Consider the following 14,221-nt stretch of genomic DNA (forward strand, 5'->3'; position numbering starts at 1 on the left):
TCGATCGGCCTTGATCTCTATCGTTGGTCCACTCAATTCAGCCAGATCCTCAGAAGGGACATGGATATTATGATGGTAACGAACATTAGCATTCATATGACCATGTCGTCACCAATCCCTCGCCAACATGGCGCTATCCTGAATAGGCCGGTGCATCAATGGATTCTAATCGGAGCGAGGCCAACCTTCATTGACATCCCATCAATACAGAGAAACCAAATAATTTTGCGGCCGAATGGAATACCCACCATTGTGGCTCAACGAGTATATTCAGCATGCACCTGAACTGACTTATAAGTCAATATGTCATGACGCCGAAGTAGACGAACCTCCACGATCACGCCGATGAACAGCGGGGATCGAACCGTCTGGCCGACGGACATCGTGAATCGGGAGAAAAGGGGGGACGTCATCACATACGCTCAAAAGAAAATGCCGGGGAACGCGTCCCCGGCTTCTCGATCGGAGGAAGCGTGATTTAAAAGTGATATTTCACCTGAGCACCGACCGTGCGACCTTCGGCCATCGCCCGGCCTCTGTTCTGGGCCGTGACGGGCAGGATGAACGGCTCTTGACCGTCGTTCAAAATGTTCTTGCCATACACCGAAACCTCCAGTCCCGTCTTCGGCAAAGACAAGGTGAGGTTGGCCGTAAGATTATTGACGGTCGATGTGGGATTGAGATTCGCATCATCGCTGAAATTCCTGTCGCGATACGAGAAGTTCACCGTACCAGTCAGATGAGCGTTATCAGCAACATCGGTCGTATAGGTGCCACCGATGTTATAGTTCCACGGCGCCGCTCGGGTGGGCTTCAATGCATAATCGAGGCCATTGATCACACCATCGTTATTCAAATCATACTGAACGTTTTTATAGTCGATTCCAACATAGCCTACGTTGGCGTTAACACGAAAATGGCTATTGAGGATCAGCGTAAGTTCAGACTCGAATCCGTAGATATTTGCGTCCGTCGCGTTCTTCGTGAACTGCGTCACGCCAACAAGTTGGGTAAGTACGATGTCGCGCTGAAGCTTCTTAACGTCGCTGAAGAAGGCGGCGAAATTGAACCGTACCTTACGATCGAACAGGTCCGACTTCAAACCGGCTTCATATGACCACTGCACTTCCGGATCATATTCAGGTATCGAAGGCGAGCCATCGCGATTCGCCTGCTGCCGCACATTGTATCCGCCGCTGCGGACACCCTTGCTGGCTGTCGCATAAATCAGGACATCGTCATCCGGCTTGTAGTTGACGCCAAATTTGGGCGTGAATGACGGCCAACGCTTGCTTCCCACAAAGTCGGGATTGACGCACTGATAGATTGCGATGTTACAGTTGCCGCCGGGACCGGTTGCGACCTGATACGACAGGACGGCATCCTTCTTTTCCGAAGAATATCGACCGCCCAGGACCAGCGATAGCTTATCGGACGCATGATATTCGAGCTGGCTGAAGATTGCGTAGGCACTCTGCTTGATCGTACCGCCATATTCACGATGGCGACCATTAAAGTCACGCGCTTCGATATAGAGATATTTTTGCCAGAAATAATAAAGACCGACCGTTGCTTCAACTTTGCCAAAGGTCCCGGCATAACGGAGTTCTTCGCTGAACTGCTTTTGACGAAGGCCGATATGGCTATTGAAGAAATTGGTCGGCCCTCCATCGATGTCGGCCAGCGACTCGTTAAACACATGACGGTATCCCGCGATGTTGGTGATGACGCCGTCGCCAAACGGGACATTGATGTTGGTCTCCGACGTCGCGCTCTCCCAATCAAGGATCGTGAAGCCGGGCTCGTTGGCAGTGATCCTGAATCCTTGCGATTCTACGCCAGCCCCGACCGGCACCTGTTGAAACACAGCACCGTCACCGCGGGTTTTGCCGATTTCCCCAATGAAAGTCTGACTGAATCCACTCGAAGGTTCAATGACGAGGGTCGGACGCACAAACCATGTGCGCAGTTCTCCGACCTTACGGTTCAAGAAAGAGTTATGGTACCAGCCCTCATCCTTGTTGTAATAGCCGGCGACCTTGGCCTTTACCGCATCGCCAAGGATAGGTCCTCCAACACTGGCGGCTATATTATATTCGGGGCCGGTCTGAATGCTTGCCTGAGCGTTCACCTCGAACTTGTCGGTCGGACGCCGGGTACGGATCAGCACTGCACCACCGGTGACGTTCCGACCTTGAAGAGTTCCCTGCGGACCGCGAAGAATTTCGACGCCTTCAAGATCAAAGGTCTCGAGGTTGGTGCCGTATTGAGAACCAACGTAGACGCCGTCAATGAAAACGCCCGTCGCCGTTTCACTGCTGGGGTTGCCAGAGCTGGTGCCTAGGCCGCGCAGGTTGAACGAGGCGAAGCCGACAGCCAAACCATTTGTCCCCAGCATCACCCCCGGCGCACGGGTCGCAATGTCAGGAAGGCTCTGGAAGTGGGTTTCGGCAAGTTGCGCGGGCCCTAGGGCCGTGGCAGCGATCGGAACATCCTGCAACTTTTCGCCGCGGGACTTTTTCTGCGCGGTGACCACAATATCTTCCAGGCCCGCAGACCGCCTCGCGTCATCCGCGGCAGCGGAAGCTGCTCCCTGAGCATGGGCGGTGACCGAAAAGCCAGACGATGCAAGAATGGCGCACACAAGCGCGTGCTGCCCGACGTTCAGCAAATTCCATTTGGAACTCATCAATCCCTCCCCATTTTCGTAACCGGCCTCTTGCCGTATCACAAGCGTTCATCCCTCATATTGACTTCTAAGTCAATTGACTTTTACGTCAAATTCAAATGCGAGAAGCGAGCGGTTTTCCCGTACTTTTCAACGATCCGAAGAAGCCGATCGCCTGAATATCTTCGCCATTGGAAATCTTTCCAATGGGCGCAATCGGTTCATCGCCATAGCATCGGGGTAAATTGCCGGCCCTCGCCATCGACAGGCCCAGAGTCGATCCTGGTCTCGGCCGACAATTTCCCGCGGCAGACACAACCGCAAATTCGCATCCATCGCCGATCCCCGACCGCCAGCGAAAACCTTCATCGCATTAGCTGGCATGCGGTCGGGCATGGGCACGCTCACATAGATTCCGCTACCTCGGCCATTATCCTTGCGAGCTCCACGTCAGGAAAGTCTCTGGTTTGGCGTCATCCGCCCGCGCCTTCTCGATCAACGGCGCCAGAGTGTCTTTGACGAATTCTTCCATTGTCGTGCACAGCGCAGAACGATCATCGTGAAACTTTATGCGGCCATCGTTAAGAGCAGCCATCGTGTTGTTATCATAGACCCACCGATCGAGCGTTCCGAACCTTTCCCGGAATACCGTCTCGACCGCGCGATCATTCCTATCGACGAAGCGATAGCCCACTTCTCTGCCGATGGCCCGCGCGATAATTGCAGCGATCTCGTTGATCGAGTGATCGATGCCGAGTTGCCTTACGGTTCGGTGCTGGCCAGTCGGCGTCTCGAACTCCTTCGCCGCGATATCCGCGATGTCCTGGATCGCAACCCAGGGAATTTTGACGTCAGGGTCAAGCGACCACCCAATCTTGCCGTGCTGCGCGATCGAGTCGCTCCACCTGCCCAGATCCTCCATGAAGAAGCCACCTTGCAGATGCACCAGATCAATGTCGCGGAGCCGGTTAAGAATCTGATCCAGGATATGGAAGGGCTGGAAATGCCCAGTGTTTCCCGTAACTTCGGATCCCATTGCGGTCAGGCTGACGGCCAGTTTCACAGGGGAATCCCGAAGCGCGTCGAAAAAGCGAAGCGCTACCGCAGGGTAGTGTCCATGAAAATCCTCCGACTCCCAAAGGGTCTTGACCATCAAGAACGCAGCATCGGTGTCCTCGAAGAACTTGCCAAGCTCTCCATCACCGGTGTCGAAGCTGCCAAAGAACGGTTCTGCTCCTTTCGCGACGAGTGCGTCGAGGGCGGGCCCTCCTCTCGAAAGAGCTTTGACTGAATGGCCTTTGGCCAAGAGGTTCTCGGTGAGTTTGGCACCGATCCTGCCGGTCGCGCCGACCACGGCGATACGCATGGATGATCTCCTGAAGTTGCTGAACCATGTTTCTAAAGGATTGCATGATGAGTAAAAGTGGAGATAATGCCATATGATCTCAAAATCGGGCCAACTTTCGGATAAGCCGCGCCCTTGCAGTACCGCTATCGATCTGAGCCTCTCGCACGGACCGGCCATGGCAATCAGGGTGGACTTCGCCGACTATGAAGCCGAGGTGCCGCAGCACCAGCACCGGCAGGGTCAACTGATCTTGGCGCACCATGGCGCGGTTACCTGCAGAGCGGGAAATGGGGTCTGGATCGTTCCGCCCAACTGCGGAGTTTGGATACCCGGTGGCGTTCGCCACAGCAATCAGGTCACGTCCAATGCGCGCCTGACATATCTGTTTGTCGAGCCTGGCGCGGCCATGCTTCCGGCTGAATGCTGCACGCTTTCGGTATCGCCGATGCTTAGGGAGATGATACTCCGGGTAGCGGAACTATCAGAAAGTGATGCGCGCGACGCTCATGTCGATCGCCTCATGGGGGTCATGCTCGATGAACTCGCGCTGATGCCGCGTGAGAGGCTGGAGCTACCGGTATCTGACCATCCGAAGATCGCCTCGATTGCCGCGGCTCTTTTGGCAGACCCGAGCGACCGCCGTACCCTCGGCCAATGGGCTGAGCATGTCGCCGTCGGTGAGCGGTCGTTGAAGAGGCTCATGCTCCAACAGACAGGATTGAGCTTCGGCCGTTGGCGGCGCCAGCTCCATCTGGTCATCGCGCTGCGGGAACTTGCCGGCGGTGCAACAGTCCAGCAGGTGGCTGGCGACTTAGGGTACGAATCCACGACGGCCTTCATCGTCATGTTCAGGAAGGCGCTCGGGACCACGCCATCGCGCTACTTTGCCGATCGGCTTTTGAGCGCCGGGGTTACGTGAGATGTTGCCCATCCGAAAGATCGACGGCGACAATCCTAAGTCAACTTCCGCCTGAAGCCGGAGGACACCAGCCAACAGGCGCCCAGCACCGATCTTCGCGGACTGGGCCTGACGTGCGCCAAGAGACGTGCGCCCCTGCTTGTCACCGTTCGGAGATAGAGGCCGACTCCTTCATGATGGTCGTTTGAGGGAATGGCAACCTGCTGAGAGGCATGCCCCAAGGCAGCACGTTCGCTGGCGATCTCGTCGGAGGTTCGAGCGATGCCCCTTGCAATCGGCAGGTCGACCACCCTTCCGCCAAAGTAGCGCCAGAAGGCTAGTAGTCCGGCTACATACGCACCCGCACCGGTCGCCCGCCTCTGCTACCCTCGGGCGATGAGCGGAGGCCTTCGCGCTTCCGCCGCGCGCTCATTGTGAGCTCCCAACATCCGCCACTACCAATTCCATATTGACTTTGTTGTCCTGACATCTGAATATATCGTCAATTCGCGCTGGTGATGGTGATAAGGCGATCGCCCGTTCCAACATAACCGCAACTCGGACAGGCCTGCGGATGGCAGCAGTGCTCAACAGGGAATTGCCTGAAAATCGGAAGTGAGTTCTACAATTCAGCCTAAACGCAGCGCTTTGTATTCACGATTATTTCTGTGCGATCAGATTGCACGATGCTTAATCTGACGAGGGGAGAGAAATGGACCTGCAACTACTGGGAAAAACGGCGGTCGTTAACGGTGCGAGCCAGGGTATAGGCTTTGCCATCGCGCGCCGACTCGCCGCGGAGGGAACCGAGGTCCTCATCAGCGCGCGAAAGGAAGACGCGCTGGTGAGCGCGGCTAAGCAGATCAGTGAGGAGACAGGGCGAAAGGTTCGAACGGTTGTCGGCGACATTCGGATGCTGGACGGGTGCAACAATATTCTTGCCGCGGTTGAGGAAATGGGTGGCGTAGACATATTGGTCAACAATGACGGCGCTCCTCCGCTTGGGCCGGCGCTGGACTTTGACGACCTGCGCTGGAGCCGGGCGTTCGAACAGAATCTGATGAGTGTTGTGCGGATGTCCCGTGGGGTCGTCCCGGGGATGGTTGCCCGCGGCGGCGGAAGCATCGTGAACATCACCGCGCTGTGCACAATCCAGCCGATGCCCAACTTTGGGTTGTCGGTTTCCACCTGGGCGGGGGTGATCGGCCTCGCAAAGACGCTGTCCCTGGAACTCGGACCCAAGAATATTCGGGTCAACACTCTGTGTCCCGGGCTGGTCGAAACGCCCCGTGCCAATCTCACCGACGGGCCAGTCAGCAGCGGGCCGGGCAACGACGAATTGCAAGCGGCTTTGAAAGCGATTCCGCTCGGCCGGAAAGGTGACCCTGCGGAGATCGCCGCCGTGGCGACGTTCCTGGCCTCACCGCTCGCTTCCTATGTTACCGGCACGACGCTGGCCGTCGACGGCGGTGTCAGCAAGAACCTCCTGTAAAATTTTGCTTTCAGGAACTTGATTACCAACGGCTCGAATTGCAGCCGAAGGGTTCTGATTTAAAGGATTATCAGCAATGGCCGACGAAAAATTCACTTCAGTGGGTCTTCGTACGTTGATCACCCCGGACGGCGAACTGTTTCTCACGTTGGAAGAAGAGGTTATTGGAGACCTTTCACCCGACGAGGTCGTCATTCGGGTTGAGGCAAGCTCAATGAATCCAACGGACATCGGCCTCCTTTTGGGACCGGCTGATTTGTCGGGACTGGCGGCCTTCTCGCAAAATGGGCGTCCGGGGTTGCGCGCATCCATCCCCCCGAGCAGATGGTTTCCGTGGATTTGCAGCCGAGAATCGGCAAGTCGTTGCCCGTTGGCACCGAAGGTGCCGGTACGGTGGTTGCGGCGGGGGCGAATGCCGTCGAGTTGATCGGGAAGACAGTCAGCGCCATGGGCGGCGGAATGTACGCCCGCTTTCGACGCTTGAACGCTGCTCAATGCACGGTTCTTCCGACCGGCACGAGCGCACAAGACGCCGCCTCGATGTTTGTTAATCCGTTGACGGCCCTGTCCATGGTCGAGACTATGCGCCGCGAGGGGCACAATGCGCTTGTCCATACGGCCGCGGCTTCAAATTTGGGCCAGATGCTCAATCGCATCTGCATCAACGATGACATCCCCCTCGTAAATGTTGTCCGGTCCGAAGAGCAGGTCAAAAGCTTGCAGTCGATCGGAGCCAAATATGTGGTTAATTCGAGCGCGGAGTCGTTCTTTGAAGATCTGACGGCGGCTATCTCGGCGACGGGGGCAACATTGGCATTTGATGCCGTTGCCGGAGGAGCCATGTCGGATACTATTCTTCGCGCAATGGAAGCGGCCTTGGGCGCAAGTCAGGCTGCATTTAGTCGCTATGGAACATCGACCCTTAAGCAAGTTTATATTTATGGGTCGCTCAATCCTGAGCCGACTGTTCTGAGTCGGACCTATGGATCTTCGTGGGCAGTCGCCCGATATCTGGTGTTGAATGCTTTGCAAAAGTTCGGGGACGAGACGACGCGTGCACTGAAAGACAGAATTGTTCGCGAGCTATCCACGACCTTTGCCAGCAGTTACAAGGGGACGCTTTCGCTCAGCGATGTCGTCAACCCTGAATTCGCAAAGGAATATGCGAGGAAATCGACCGGCAGCAAATTCCTGGTCAACCCGTCACTTTGACCGACCGTCCGCGCCGCGCTCCGCCTTGGCTTTGCCTCGGTTTATAGCGACGATCGAATTGCGACACAAAGAGGGGAGGTTTCAACGATGAGAACGCGTATGGAGGAGCTACTTGGTGTCGAGCGGCTGACGTGCAAGTCGGCATGCATTACCGAGCATAGATCAGCCATCCATGCTCTTATTCGTTAATTGTAGCGGCTTGCAATGATGATCGCCCGGAACTGCAATAAATGGTAGTTTCCGGCCCACTTTGCGTGAGACGTTCAGGATCGCGAGGCTCACATTGTTTGAGACGCAAATCACATTGCGTGCGACGGACGCGAGATGTTCAGCGAGCGACGCAGGATTTCGGATACGGCGGGTCAGAGCGGCAATCCCGCCGCGCGCATGTCATCGGTGAGTTCGCGAGCACGAGCCGGATCAAGAGCGCCCCTGAGCAGCTTGCGGATTTCCGCCGGCTTCGCGTCGAACTGGTCGGCGAGGCTCTTCGTGTCGTATCCGTGGCGGGTGAGCTGGGGTTCGAGGTCGTCGATCTGGCGTGACAGCACGCCCTCGATGGTCGCGGCGTCGATCGGTTTCACGCTTGCGCCGAACCCCGCCTCGAACGCCCGGACAAGATGACGGCCGATCTGGAGCGGGGTCTTGAGCCTGGCGGCGAGCAAAATCGCGGCGTCCTCGGTCAGCGCGTCTTCCGGCTCGATCCCCGGGGATAGCGCGGTGCGCAATGCCCAGTCGATATAATCGCGCTGCCGGTCGCGTAGACCTCCGAACTCGAACACCGTGGTGCGGTCGCCGATTTCCTCCATGAGCGGGCGTTTCAGATCGTTACGCAGTTTCGGGTGGCCGACGAGGATCACGGCGAGTTGACCGCCGCCCTCGGTCACCAGTTCGACGAGGCGCTTGAGCGCGGTCAGCGTTTTGGGATGCAGGTCATGCGCATCATCGACGAACAGTGCGACGGGGCGCTTGGCTTTGCGGAACAGCTCCTGCAAATCGCGTTCGCGGCGCTCCGACTGGCTGGGGATCGAGACGGTCTTTTCAGACGACAGGTCGTAGAACAGGGCCGCAACCAGCAGCGGCACCGAGATCTTGGCCTTCTCAAGGCTGAGCGCACGCGACACGATCACGCGGCCCTCGCGCTCCAGTTCCTCGCGCAGTCGCCGCGTCAGCACGGTCTTGCCCGAGCCGATGGTGGCGGTGAGCGCGATCAGGCGCCCGCCCGTGATCGCTGTTTTCAGGTCATGGGTGAGCTGGGCGTGATGCTCGGTCTCGAAAAAGCCGAGATCGACCGGGGGGCGGTCCAGACCGTAATAGCGCATCACTTCGGTCTGCATCAGCCGCTCCGTCTATGGCCGGGCGGGAAGCGCCTGCGGATTTCGTCCATGACCTCGGGCCTGGACAGCGTGCGTGCCAGCAGCGCGTCGATGAATGCACGGTCCTCCTCGCACAGGCCGCCCAGCGGCAGGCGCAATTCCTCCGAGATCGCCATTCGCGCCCTGAGCGGGGTCGCAAAGGTCAGTTCGGCGGAAGGGTCCGGGTCGGCAAATGGCCGCACCGGTACGGCGACAGCCCCATCGGCAGGTTTGCGCGCGATCACCTTGATGTCGTCTTCACCCGTCAGGACCGAGCGGGGAATCCCGATCCTCGTCGCCAGTGCATCGACGCGGTCCGTGCGCACTTCGCGCCGGCTCTTGCGGTGCTTACGGTAGCGATGCAGCGGCACCGGCCCTCCGACCGGATCGAATGGCCCATATCGGTCCTCGCCATGCTCGACCCATAGTTCCTGGTCGAACAGCCCCCACCAGACGACGACCGTTTCGCCGACGACCTCAGGCGTGACCTCGTAGGTGACGCCCGCCACGGTCAGCCGGCAGTCGATGCCGACGGTTCGCCGCTCCGGCTCGCGCGCGAATGCGCAAAAGCGTTCCCAACTGCACATCGCGCGAATGCCGCCATCTGGCAGATGACCGAGCCAGTCGTCGATCCGGCTATGCGGCTCGCGGCGATGATCGCCGCTGTTATAGGTGGCAATGTAGCGGGCCAGCCAGCGATTGGCCTCTTCCTCGCTGGCCGGTTCGTGGAAGTGGTAGAGCGTCTCGTGGGCTTCCTTGACGGTGCGGAATGGCCGCTCGACCTTGCCCTTGGCGCGGGCGGTCGTGCGCCGCCCGTCCGAGCCTTTGGGCATGTGTGGGAAGGCATTGATCCCGAGGCATTCCATCACCCGTTTGAACACGGCCGACTTGCCGATCGGCCCACCATCGAGCTGGAGGTTGTCGGGGATACCCCCGAATGGATTATCCTCCTTGGGGGCCATGGCGCGATACAGGAAGCGCAAGCCCGCCTCGGCGTCCTCGCCATAGACCAGCCCATATTCCTGATAGACGACGCCCGACCGGTCATCGACCACCGAGAACAGCATAAGGGTCGGCGCGCCACTGCGATCGGGATCGATCCAGGTCGGTGCCTTCAACTGCTTGAGGTCCGACGGGCTCATGTCGAAATGCCACAGCATGTTCGATCGCTCTGCCTGATAGCGCACTGCCGCCGGCTCGCGTGTCATGCGCGCGGCGTCATACCCCAGTTGTCGCATGTGCCGGTTGAGTGTGGACGCCGCCACCCGTCCTGGCGGTAGCTTCACGAGACCACGGTCGGGGGTCTCGACGCCATGTTCGGTGACGATCTGGAGGATACGCCTGGTCGAAAGACGACGGCCCTGCCGATTGGTCGTGCGACTCTTCATTGCCGCGACGACCTCGCACCACCACTCGATCTCGTCTGCGGGCATGATGCGCGAAAGGCCTCGATCGGCGCGGTGTGCGTCCTTCGGACGCCGCTCACCGCGCAGCAGCCGGTAGAGGGTGGCGCGACTGATGCCGTAGAGTTCGGCTGTCGATGCCATCAGCGGTTGCCGCTCGGGATGCCGTGCCGGGAGTGTCGCCAGACGACGCCGGAGCGTCACGATCGCCTCGATAGGGACCGTGACGCCCACACCCATCACGCGGCCCGGTTCTGGACTGGCGGTCGCATCGGGATGGCGTCGAGCAACGCCTGCCCCGGAGCCTTGGGGCTGCCATCGCCGTTGACGTAGACATAGAGTGTCGTGGTCGTGATCCCGAGCCGCCTGGCGACATCGGCCGCGACGGCACCCCGATCGGACATCGCCGCCATCGCCATCGTCAGCGTCGCCCGGTTCATCTTGCGCGGCCGACCGCCCATACGACCACGCGCACGCGCTGCGGCAAGGCCGGCATGGGTGCGCTCGGCAATCAGCTCGCGCTCGAACTCGGCGAATGCCGCGAAGATGCCGAAGGCGAGACGGCCATTGGCGGACGTCGTGTCGATCTGCGCGCCGGCACCGGCCAGCACCTTCAACCCGATCCCGCGCGACCGGAGATCCTCGGCGGTCGTGACCAGGTGGCGCAGATCGCGGCCGAGCCGGTCGAGCTTCCAGATGACGAGCGTGTTGCCCGGTTGCAGCGCCTTCAGGCAGGCGGTGAGACCTGGCCGGGCATCGTGCCGGCCCGATGCCAGATCCTCGTAAATGCGGGACGGATCGATGCCGACCGCGAGCAGCGCGTCGCGCTGCGGCTCCAGCGTCTGCGTGCCGTCCGACTTCGACACCCGGATATAGCCGATGAGCAATCCACACCTCGCCAGAAAAGATGATCGGCATGGTGCAAGATTGCGCTGGTTTTCACAACGGGTTTCCTTGCCATTGGCGCGAGGTCGAGGCCGGCATCGCGCGACCGCGAGAAAACCGTCCGTTTTTCTTGCGGGGCAGGCGCCGGCTTCCGGCGATCAGGTGTCGCTACGGGGTTTCCATCCACGTCTGAATCCGTTCCGCCGTCGCCTTGAGCACCTGTTGCACCAAGGCCTGGGACGCGGGCGGCAAATCCGAGGACTGGAAGTCGGATACCAGTCGTGCGAGGTCGTCGGCCCAGCGGTGCATCATTTCCGTCAAGCGCCCGGCATGGTCGGCGTGGCCGCCATCAGCGGCTGCCTGAAGCTCGCGCTCCAGTTCGGCGGCGGCGTGCAGCACATGAACGAGTTTTGCCTTCAGCCGCTCCGGCAATTCAGGCAGCTCGCCATGGGGATGGTTGTCGGAGGCCAACATGGCCTGGTTGCGTTCGGACATCTCCTCCATGATCCGGGCATACCGCTCAAATCCCGGGAAACGGTCGCACAGGTCGCCCAGCGTCCTATCGCTGGCGGTGCCGTAGATACCGTGCAGGTCCTGCATGTGGCCGATCATATGATCGGCCAGGGCGATCCCGGTGATACCCTGTGCCTCAAGCTGGCGGACACGCAGGTTGATGGCGGCGGCAATCCGGCTCGCATCGATCATCTCGCATCCGTCCCTTCTATTGCAACTCTCGTGAATACGTCGCCTTCGATTGCAGGCAGCGCCGGATGATTGCAACGCTACCGTGCGGAGCAGACCATGCCCGTTGCGACATTGCTGCCGTCTCCGCGATCCTGCGCCGCGCGCTGAACATCTCGCGTCCGTCGCACGCAATGTGATTTGCGTCGCAACCAATGTGAGCCTGGCGACCCTGAACGTCTCACGCAATGTGAGCCGGAAACCGCCCTTTATTGCAGTTCCGGGCGATCATTATTGCAAGCCGCTACAGTTAATCCTACCCTCAGGAGGGCCTTAACGCTGTCACCAAGGACGGCGCAGGCTGCCGAAGGACCTGGAGTGTCTGGAGCGAGGGGTAAGAGAGGTAAGAATGAGCCGCTGGCACAACATTGAGGCCTTGAAGGGAAGTGCTCGAAGCGCCCTCCCCCGCCCTATATTTGATTATCTGGACGGCGGTGCCGAGGATGAGCTGGCGCTACGTCGGTCGAGTTCCGCCTTCGACCGGTACGAGTTGTTGCCCCGGATGCTGGTAGACGTATCGCACACTAGCACGGAAACCGAAATCTTCGGACGCCGCATACCCTTTCCGCTGATGCTCGCGCCAACGGGATTGACACGCCTGTTTCACAGGGATGCGGAACTTGCGGTTGCCCGGGCGGCCTCTGCCGCGGGGGTGCCTTATTGCCTATCCACCCTCGGTACCACCACGATTGAGGAATTTGGGCGCGCGCTTTCTGCGCCGAAATTGTTCCAGATCTATATCTTTAAAGATCGGGGACTAACCGAGGAATTTATCGAGCGTGCACGCGCCGAAGGTTATGATGGGCTCGTTTTGACCGTCGATACGCTCGTCGCCGGTAAGCGGGAGCGCGATATTGTAAATGGCCTTTCCCTTCCTCCCCGATTGACTCCACGAGGGTTCTGGGGATTTGCTATGCGGCCCAGTTGGTCCATTCCCGCGCTGTTCGGGCGGAAGTTCGACTTCGTCAATGTGGCTCATCGCGTTGCAGCACTGTCCGGCGACCCCATTTCGCTTCAGGATTATGTCAGCGGCCAGTTCGACCGCTCATTGACATGGAAGGACGTGGAGTGGTTGGCAGCCCGCTGGGGCGGTCCATTGGCGGTGAAGGGTATTCTACGCCTGGATGACGCAAAAAAGGCGGCCGACGCGGGCGTCGACACCGTCATGGTGTCAAACCACGGAGGACGGCAGCTAGAGTCCGCCGCCGCGCCAATCGATCAAGTCGCTGTTATCGCCGATGGTCTCGGCGGACGCATGAAGATCATATGCGATGGTGGTATTCGGCGAGGTTCGCATATCTTCAAGGCGCTGGCTTTGGGCGCCGACGCGGTTTCGATCGGCCGTCCCTACTTATACGGCCTCGCCGCAGGAGGTAGTCGAGGCGTAGAACGCGCGATCTCTCTCCTGCGAGAGGAATTTGAGCGGTGCATGATCCTGGGTGGCGCGAACAGCCTGGGAGACCTGAACCGGGAGATGATCAGGCCGTCTGCATCCACTTCGTAGATTCGACTGTGGTAGTGGTTGCCAAAGCAGAATGATGACGCGTGAAATCCGCGAAAATATAGGGAACGCCTTTATGAAGCGAGCCTTGAAGCCTGAGCGCGGTAACGCTGGATTTTAGTTAACTCTATGACTTGATGCATCTATTCTGGTGTTTGGCGGCCAGGATGGCAAGTCGGTCGCTTGGTCAGGAACGGCTTCGATTCCCAATCAATGTCTTTGCCGAAAACCGCTGAATTCACTGTCTTGCAGGGGAAGATATATGGACGGCTCGTGCCTGTGTGGTAAAATTACCCTGAGATTGACCGGTGAGCCGGAATTGCGGCTGGTCTGTCATTGTACCCACTGCCAGAAGCACACCGGTTCCGCATTTTCCCTGCTTTATGCCTATCCCCGTGAGCATGTCGAAATTAACGGCGTATTGCACCGTTACCCGGACTCAGGGGACAGTGGAAAGCCGGTGGATCGGCTTTTTTGTCCGAACTGCGGATCATCCGTAGCTGCGGACGCACACATCATGCCCGAACTGCTGTTCTTATATGGCGGTGCCTTGAATGATGGCGCCAACTTCTCCCCCGTGCGGGAAATCTTTTGTGACAGCGCTTTGCCTTGGGTCCATCTCGCGGGCCTGGAGCGCTTCGCGCGCTTGCCTTCCGAAGCCGGGCAGTGAAATTGCAGAAGTGAAATTGCAGAAAAGCCGTCGTCAACATCGCTGCACTCA

11 protein-coding genes are annotated in these 14,221 nt (G+C 59.0%); 5 read left to right on the forward strand and 6 right to left on the reverse strand.

All coding sequences use genetic code 11. From position 1 onward, the window contains the following. Nucleotides 1–478 precede the first annotated feature (478 nt). Entirely contained in the window at nt 479–2,689 is a 2,211-nt protein-coding gene (locus CAF53_RS19645) for a TonB-dependent receptor (RefSeq protein WP_100239287.1), read from the reverse strand. 409 nt (nt 2,690–3,098) lie between these two features. Then, on the reverse strand, nt 3,099–4,034 hold the full coding sequence (locus CAF53_RS19650) for an NmrA family NAD(P)-binding protein (protein WP_100239288.1): 936 nt from the start codon (nt 4,032–4,034) through the stop codon (nt 3,099–3,101). Nucleotides 4,035–4,107: 73 nt separating this feature from the next. Between CAF53_RS19650 and CAF53_RS19655 the strand changes: the two genes are divergently transcribed. The 3 genes from CAF53_RS19655 (at nt 4,108) to CAF53_RS19665 (ending at nt 7,618) form a co-directional block, all read left to right on the forward strand. Next, complete coding sequence (locus CAF53_RS19655; RefSeq protein WP_100239289.1) at nt 4,108–4,935, forward strand: helix-turn-helix transcriptional regulator; 828 nt, start codon at nt 4,108–4,110, stop codon at nt 4,933–4,935. Between the two features lie 691 nt (nt 4,936–5,626). Then, nucleotides 5,627–6,406 (forward strand): SDR family oxidoreductase, encoded by a 780-nt coding sequence (locus CAF53_RS19660; RefSeq protein ID WP_100239290.1) that lies wholly within the window; start codon nt 5,627–5,629, stop codon nt 6,404–6,406. Between the two features lie 333 nt (nt 6,407–6,739). Further along, the gene (locus CAF53_RS19665; protein ID WP_242443531.1) at nt 6,740–7,618 is read left to right on the forward strand and encodes an NADH oxidase; all 879 of its coding nucleotides are present in this window, start codon (nt 6,740–6,742) and stop codon (nt 7,616–7,618) included. Between the two features lie 362 nt (nt 7,619–7,980). Here CAF53_RS19665 and CAF53_RS19670 read toward each other — a convergent pair whose 3' ends face one another. The 4 genes from CAF53_RS19670 to CAF53_RS19685 form a co-directional block, all read right to left on the reverse strand. Continuing rightward, nucleotides 7,981–8,952: an AAA family ATPase gene (locus tag CAF53_RS19670; protein WP_100239291.1), complete on the reverse strand. Its 972-nt coding sequence runs from the start codon at nt 8,950–8,952 to the stop codon at nt 7,981–7,983. Further along, nucleotides 8,952–10,613: an IS481 family transposase gene (locus CAF53_RS19675; protein ID WP_100239292.1), complete on the reverse strand. Its 1,662-nt coding sequence runs from the start codon at nt 10,611–10,613 to the stop codon at nt 8,952–8,954. The genes CAF53_RS19670 and CAF53_RS19675 overlap by 1 nt, the downstream gene beginning before the upstream one ends. Further along, nucleotides 10,613–11,260, reverse strand: a complete 648-nt coding sequence (locus CAF53_RS19680; RefSeq protein WP_100239293.1) for a recombinase family protein — start codon at nt 11,258–11,260, stop codon at nt 10,613–10,615. The genes CAF53_RS19675 and CAF53_RS19680 overlap by 1 nt, the downstream gene beginning before the upstream one ends. 166 nt (nt 11,261–11,426) lie before the next feature. After that, entirely contained in the window at nt 11,427–11,963 is a 537-nt protein-coding gene (locus tag CAF53_RS19685) for a hypothetical protein (RefSeq protein ID WP_100239294.1), read from the reverse strand. Nucleotides 11,964–12,348: 385 nt separating this feature from the next. Between CAF53_RS19685 and CAF53_RS19690 the strand changes: the two genes are divergently transcribed. Then, complete coding sequence (locus CAF53_RS19690) at nt 12,349–13,503, forward strand: alpha-hydroxy acid oxidase (RefSeq protein WP_100239295.1); 1,155 nt, start codon at nt 12,349–12,351, stop codon at nt 13,501–13,503. A 259-nt stretch (nt 13,504–13,762) separates the two neighbouring features. After that, nucleotides 13,763–14,170, forward strand: a complete 408-nt coding sequence (locus CAF53_RS19695) for a GFA family protein (RefSeq protein WP_100239296.1) — start codon at nt 13,763–13,765, stop codon at nt 14,168–14,170. The last annotated feature ends 51 nt before the right edge of the window (nt 14,171–14,221 follow it).

This window comes from Sphingobium sp. LB126 (genome assembly GCF_002795205.1).
Classification (GTDB): domain Bacteria; phylum Pseudomonadota; class Alphaproteobacteria; order Sphingomonadales; family Sphingomonadaceae; genus Sphingobium; species Sphingobium chungbukense.